This is a genomic window from Dictyobacter arantiisoli, from assembly GCF_008326305.1.
GTDB lineage: Bacteria > Chloroflexota > Ktedonobacteria > Ktedonobacterales > Ktedonobacteraceae > Dictyobacter > Dictyobacter arantiisoli.
In genome coordinates, this window is sequence record NZ_BIXY01000022.1 from 36,227 (window position 1) to 44,133 (window position 7,907).

1 protein-coding gene is annotated in these 7,907 nt (G+C 52.1%); it reads left to right on the forward strand.

Annotated elements, in window-relative coordinates:
- Positions 1 to 122: 122 nt before the first annotated feature.
- Positions 123 to 7,907 carry a non-ribosomal peptide synthetase gene (locus tag F1593_RS09675; protein WP_149401352.1) on the forward strand — a complete coding sequence of 2,595 codons (7,785 nt, stop codon included), beginning with the start codon at positions 123 to 125 and terminating at the stop codon, positions 7,905 to 7,907.

Below are 7,907 nucleotides of genomic sequence, written 5' to 3' on the forward strand. Positions count from 1 at the left end.
ATGATGGAGGCTCGATGCAGCCTCCTACTCCACCTGACGGAGGCAACTATCACCGAAGTTCAGCTGGTATGTCAAGTGGCTTTGCATCAGGATAAGAGTTAGAGAAAGAGATAGAAACAACCATGCCTGAGACACTCATCGAAAGTTTTCGACTTTCCCCGCAGCAACGACATTTGTGTGCCTTGCTGCGTCCAGAGGAATCTTTCCCCTACCGCACTCATATCTCGGCCCGTTTGCAAGGACCACTCGATCTGTCTCGCCTGAGTGGCGCTCTGAGACAGTTGGTGGAACGCTATGAAATTCTGCGTACAAATTTTCCTCGCCAGGCAGGTTTTGCTCTACCAGCTCAGGTGATTGCTCAAGATACGCCTCTTCTTCTGGAGATCTATGATTGCAGCGCCATTCCCGCCCATGAACAGGAGGAAATGCGGGAAAAGTTGCAAGAAGCGTTCAAAAAACGGCCTTTCGATCTGACCGCAGGGCCTGCCTGGCGGGTAATGCTCATACGGTATAGCCCCGAACGCCACTGGCTATGGTGGGATATGGCTACGCTCAATGCAGATGTTCAGAGCTGCCATGCCTTGCTCCAGGAACTCAGCCAACTGTATAGTGGACAGGATACACAAAGCGAAGAGGAAGAGGAAGAGGAACCACTCCAATATGCCGACCTGTCTGAATGGCTCTACGATATCTTGCAGTCAGGTGAGGGTACGCAGGGGAATACATACTGGCGTGCAGCCGAACGTGTACCAGGAATTACAACGTCTCTTCCCTATGAACATGTATCAGATCCTTTTGCTCCTTTTGCTCCCCAGACATTGACACTTGAACTTCCATCAGAGATGCTGGCCCGGCTACAAGCGCTGAGTAGTCAACTCAATGTCGCGGAGCACTGCCTTCTGCTTGCAGGCTGGGGTGCCCTGCTTAGCCGCCTGACCGGCCAGACAAGCCTGCTTATCGGGACAAGATATAACGGGAGGGAATACACAGAAATAGCAAAGGCAGTTGGACTCTTTGCCAGGTCGCTGCCTCTTTCCTATCAATTCTCAGAAGGTGCTGGCTATAGTGAGATAGCGCGGCAGATTGAAGAGACAATACGCCAGGGAGAGGAATGGCAGGATTGCTTTAGCTGGCAGATAGTTGAAGCGTCAGGAGAGAGAGAGCCTTTTTGCCCCCTTGGCTTCATCTATGAGACGTTGCCTGCTCCCTGGCAGGCGGGCGAAATAGCCTGGCTGGTGGAAGAACAGGAGATGTATGAAGATCGCTTCAAAGTATGTCTGTCCTGTAGGAGAGGTTCTGAAAGCCTGCTGGTGTCACTACACTACGATCCACATGCCTTTAGCCAGCAGGATATGCAGCGTTTGCTGGAACAATGGCAAACGGTCTGTGAGCAAATACTCGCCAATCCAGATGAGTTGCTCAGTACTTTGCATTTGCTCACTGCACACGAGAAACACATTCTGGTATCTGAGTGGAATGCGACTCAGGATAACGACCTGACGGAACAGGGTATCCACCAACTCTTCGAGGCTCAGGTGCGCCGAACCCCTGACGCTCCGGCTTTGCGTTATGGAGAGCACCTGCTGAGCTATGAGCAGCTAGAACAGCAAGCGAATCAGCTCGCGCATCTGCTCCTGGCAAAAGGACTACAACCTGGTGGCTATGTCACACTCTGCCTGCCCCGTGATCACCGGGCTATCATCAGTCTGCTGGCAGTGCTCAAGGCAGGGGGAACATATATCCCTCTGGAGATGGATATGCCTACCGCACGCCTCCAGGTATTATTGCAGCAATATACACCAGCACTGACCATCAGCAGCCAGGAGCTTCTGAAGCATTTACCCACGCTTACAACTCCGGTACTCCTGATTGATATGCTAACGCAACAGTTGGCCGAGCAGCCCACGACCGCACCTGAGATAGAGACGGTTCCCGACGGGCTGGCCTATGTGATAACTACATCTGGCTCTACAGGAGTTCCCAAGGGCGTCATGGTCAGGCAGCACAGTGTGAGTAATTATACACAGGCACTCTGCAAATTGCTGACAGTACAACCAGGCTGGCACTTTGCCACCGTCACATCTCTAGCAGCCGATCTGGGCAATACGTCCATCTTTTGTGGTCTCGCCTCCGGCGGTTGCGTCCATGTACTTCCTTATGAGCTTGTCACGGACGCCAGCGCGCTCTCAGACTACACACGAAACTATCCACTGGACGTGCTCAAGATCGTCCCATCTCATCTACAGATACTACTCTCTACCGGCACCACAGGGCTATTGCCCGCGAAGAGACTCGTTCTAGGAGGAGAAGTCTTGCCCTGGTCTCTGGTACAACAGATCCAACACCAGCAGCCAGACTGCCAGATTTTCAATCATTATGGTCCGACAGAGGCAACGGTAGGATCTCTGGTGTACCCATTGGGTCCAACTCAGCAAGGGCCGCATAGTGTGCCGATTGGTCGTCCCATCGCTAATGTGCAAGTGTATGTGTTAGATGAACAGCTACAACTGACGCCGATTGGCGTGGCAGGCGAACTCTATATTGGAGGTGCCGGTATTGCACGCGGCTATCTAGCCAATCCAGCAATCACAGCTGAACAGTTTGTGCCCGATCCCTTTAGCTCAATAGCTGGTGTCAGACTCTATCGTACCGGCGATCGAGCGCGCTATCGTTCCGATGGAACGCTGGAGTTCCTTGGTAGACGGGATGCACAGATCAAAATACGAGGATATCGCGTCGAATTAGGAGAGATCGAGAATCAGTTACGCAGGCATCCGGACGTAAGGGAAGCGGTCGTACAACTATGGGAGGAGGAAGGGAAAGAGGGAAAACTCGTAGGCTATATTGTGCCCTGGCAACAACCGGGTCCCAGGCAGGAACAATTAAAACAGGCCCTGCTGGAACAGTTACCCCAATATATGGTGCCCGGTCAAATTATGTGCCTGGAACAGTTACCCCTCACGACCAATGGTAAAGTGGATCGGCGGCATTTACCCGCCCCGCAGGCAAGGGAACAAGAGGAATCCAGGCATCAGCAACAGGTCCACACCCCGATTGAGGAAGTAATGCTGGGAGTATGGCAGGAGATATTAAATCTGAAGTCGATTGACAAAAACGACAATTTTTTTCAGATCGGTGGACATTCTCTGCTAGGAACCAGAGCAACGTCAAGACTACAGGAGATATTTGGCATTGCAGTCCCAATCGTCTGGCTCTTTGAAGATCCAACTGTAGTACAGCTTGCCAGACGCATAGAAGAGGCGCTGCGTAGACAACACACTCAGATAATCTCCCCTATCGAGGCAAGCTCACGACCAGAATATCTGCCCCTTTCCTTTGCTCAGCAGCGCTTATGGTTCCTAAACCAGTTGGAACCCGACAGCACAGCTTACCATATTCCGCAAGCAACGCGTGTGCGTGGTCTCCTCAATCGTATCGCGCTAGAGCAGGCACTACTCGGAGTCATCCAACGCCATGAGAATCTACGCACGACCTTCCCGATGCGAGAGGAACAACCAATCCAGCAAATTAGTCCGAAGCCGCTGACACGCATGCCTGTAGTTGATCTGAGTAAGCTCGGCCAGCAAGAAGGTGAAGACGAAGCTCGTCGGCTCGCGCAACAAGAAGCTCAGCAGCCATTTGATCTGGTGAATGGTCCCTTGCTGCGCTGCTGGTTGTTACAATTGGAGTCACAAGAAGACACAGTGCTGCTATTGACGATGCATCACATCATCTCTGACGGCTGGTCCATGAGTATTCTGGTACGTGAACTCACCAGTCTCTACACGGCATTTCCACATATGGAAACAGCCTCACTGCCAGCGTTGCCGATCCAGTATGCTGACTACGCGCTCTGGCAACGTTCCTCACTACAAGGCGAAGTATTAGAGCGTCAACTGGACTACTGGAAAACACAATTATCCGGGCTTGCCACTCAGAATCTGCCAACAGATCATCCTCGCCAGGTCGTTCAGGGCTTCCAGAGCAAGTGGCAACGAGTACAATTGCCTCCGGAACTAACTCAGCAGTTGCAGGCACTCTCGCAACGTGAAGGAGCCACCCTCTTCATGACGCTGCTGGCCTCCTTCCAGGTTCTGCTCGCTCGCTATAGTGGGCAATACGATATCGCCGTCGGCACACCCATTGCCAATCGGACCCGCGAGGAGTTAGCAGGGTTGATCGGTTTCTTTATCAACACGCTGGTGCTTCGTGCAGATCTTTCAGATAACCCCTCTTTCGTGGACCTGCTGGCACAGGTGCGCGCAACAGCATTGGGGGCCTACACTCATCAGGATACGCCATTTGAGCAAGTGGTGGAAGCGCTGCAACCACAGCGTGATCGCAGCCGTCCTCCACTCTTCCAGGCGGTCTTTGTGCTCCAGAATACTCCTGATGCCGATGTGTCGGCTGAGCTGTCCTCGCTACAAATGCAGGGATTTGACGTTGAACAAAACATTTCCCAGTCTGAATTGAGAATGGTGGTCACAAAGAATGAGCAAGGACTCAATGCAGACCTGGAGTATAGTACTGCTCTATTCGATTCAGCAACTATCAAGCGTTGGCTCTGCCATTGGCGGAGGCTGCTCGATGAGATTGTAGCCGATCCAAGACAACGCGTTCTGACCCTACCAATGTTGATAGAAACCGAGAAACAACAAATAGTAGAAGAGTGGAATGCCTCTCAGCTAGCAATGCCTGAACATCCGTCCCTGCATCAGCTTTTTGAAGCGCAAGTAATACATGAGCCAGATGCGGTCGCGCTGGTCTTTGGAGAAAACCAGCTCACCTATGCGGCGTTAGAGCAGCGTGCAAACCAACTGGCACACTATCTGCGCGCACAGGGGATTGGACCCGACATGCTCGTCGGTCTGTATACAGGTCGTTCACAGGAAATGATCATAGGACTGCTCGGCATCCTAAAAGCGGGCGCAGCATATGTGCCGCTCGATCCAGCCTATCCTGCCGATCGGCTCAAATTTATACTCGAAGACACACAGGTCTCACTTGTGCTAACGTGCGAGCCGCTCCTTGCTCAACTACCAGCCGAGCACGTGTCTACGCTTTGTCTCGATACTGATTGGAGAACGATTGCCCGGCAAACAGGAGAGAAACCACTTGGTGTGACCGATCCTCAACATCTGGCCTATGTCATCTACACATCTGGCTCAACAGGCAAGCCCAAAGGTGTGCTCATCCAGCATCGGAGTATTTGCAATACCATCATTACCTCCATCCAGGCATGTGAAATCGGGCGCAGAGAACACATTGCGCAATGCGCCTCCTTGAGTTTTGATGTCTCGATCCTGGAAATCTTCCTGGCTCTCCTGTCAGGTTCTCGTCTCTGTCTGGTTACATCTGAGACCGTCGCTTCAGGGGTGGATCTGGCCTCCCTCCTGCGCTATCAGGCTATCACAGTCATGATTGTCACCCCTTCACATCTGGAAATCCTGCCAGCAACGGATTTTCCTGCGCTCCAAACGCTTCTCATAGGAGGGGAGACCTGTTCCGATCAAACGATGGCTCGCTGGGCCGCTGGTCGCCGCTTCTTTACGGTCTATGGTCCCACAGAAGCAGCCATCCAGGCAACTACCCAGCAGCGCACAGGACCCTATTTGCAAGGGCCTCTGATTGGTCGTCCTCTTGCCAATGTACAGGTCTATCTCCTCGATATATACCAGCAACCAGTGCCTATCGGTGTACCCGGAGAACTCTGTATCGGCGGAGAGGGCCTGGCTCGCGGCTACCTCCACCAGCCAACACTGACTGCCGAACGCTTTGTTCCCGATCCTTTCGGCCAGCGACCTGGTCAACGCCTCTATCGAACTGGCGACCAGGCCCGTTATCGTGCCAATGGGACGATTGAATTTCTGGGACGACAGGATACGCAGGTCAAGCTACGTGGCTACCGCATCGAATTGGGAGAAATCGAAGCGGTTCTGAACCAGCATCCTCAGGTGTTCCAGAATGTGGTAGTGGTGAAAGGGGAAGAGGCCACGGAAAAACAGCTCGTTGCATATGTGGTGATGGACAAAGGAGCGGGAAGCACGTTAAACACTGCAGAATTGCGTGGCTACCTCAAAGAACATTTGCCCGAATATATGATCCCGGCCTACTTTATCCTTCTGGATGCTCTTCCCCTGACGCCGAATGGGAAAGTAGATCAGCGTGCACTGCCATCTGACCGCGAACGACTGCATTCAGATGATGCCTATACCGCGCCACGTAATCCAATTGAAGAGGCCCTGCTAACTATCTGGTCTGATCTTTTGGATCTGGATCAGATAGACATTTCCGACAATTTCTTTGAACTTGGTGGACACTCATTGCTGGCAACACAAGTGATTGCCCGACTCAGAAGTATGCTCGATGTGGAACTCCCCTTACAGGCATTCTTTGAATTTCCAACGGTGGCCGGGTTGGCTGCACAACTGCAACAGGTGCAGGTGCTTCCAGCCCCACCGATTGTGCCAATCTCACGGGAGCAACTGCTACCACTCTCCTTCGCCCAGCAGCGCCTCTGGTTCCTGGATCAGTTGGAGCCTGGCAATACTGCTTATACCATTCCTATTACGGTTGAGTTTGAGGGGCAACTCAATCTAAAAGCATTCAAAACAGCCCTGACGCAATTGATAGAACGACATGAAGGATTACGGACGACCTTCCAGGAACGGGAGGGACAACCCTATCAGGTCATTGCTTTACCAGAAAATGCGGACATCACCTTCATTGATCTGCGTACCCTTGCGCCAGAGCGACGTGAGGAGGTCGCCAGAGAGTTATGCGCGCAGGAAGCCCGGCTTCCCTTCGATCTGAGTAGAGGACCATTGCTCCGCTGCTACCTCTGGCACTTGAGCGAACAGAAGCACTGGCTGCGCTTGAATATGCATCACATAGTCTCTGATGGCTGGTCTATGGGCATCCTTGTGCGCGAGTTCGCGAGTCTGTACCAGGCGGCCAGCTTCGGAGAAAGCGCCTCTTTGTCCCCACTTCCCATCCAATATGCGGATTACGCACACTGGCAACGGACATGGTTACAGGGTGAGGTCCTTAAAGAGCAGATTCGCTACTGGACCAATCAGCTCAATCAAGCGCACGCCTTACAACTCCCAACCGATTATCCTCGTCCTCGCACGCTTAGTTATCAGGGGGCTCAGCACGAAATACAGCTTGGTGCGGAACTGACGCTAGCACTTCAGCAATTAGGTCAGCAGGAAGGTGCCACGCTCTTTATGACGCTGCTAACCGCTTTTCAGGCCCTGCTCTACCGCCTTAGTGGCAACGAGGATATCGTCGTTGGTACCGATAGTGCCAATCGCTCCCATCTGGAGACGGAACGTCTGATTGGCTTCTTTGTCAACTTGCTGGCCCTGCGAGCACATGTGAATGGAAAACTACCCTTTCACGATTTGCTCCAGCAGGTACATGAAACGGTGTTAAACGCATACATGCACCAGGAACTTCCCTTCGAGATGATTATCGAGCATCTGCATATCCCACGCGAGGGCAATCGCACACCATTAGTGAATGTTCTTTTCGTTATGCAGAATATTCCCTTAACCAGTGCTGAACTTCCTGGCCTGGCAATACATCCGATCGATAACGATACGGCCTCGGTCAAATTCGATCTGGCTCTCTTTGTTACAGAAGAGCCAAGCGGGCTTAGCTGCTCGGTCAACTATAGTCCTGAGCTATTTAAGGATGTGACGATCAAGAGAATGATGAGCCACTATAAAACATTGCTCCATGATATTGTAGCTCATCCTGAATCTCCCATTGATCACCTGGAGATCTATACCGAGGAAGAGGGACAACAACGCACTATCCAGAAGGGAAAAAGCCTGAAGCGTCAGTTAAGCAAACTAAAAGAATTTAAAAAGGATCTGATCGATCTTTCTGCAGAAGAATGA

Excerpts from the sequence above, each read along its gene's own strand:
- F1593_RS09675 (WP_149401352.1), top strand. The coding sequence starts at position 123 with ATGCCTGAGACACTCATCGAAAGTTTTCGACTTTCCCCGCAGCAACGA.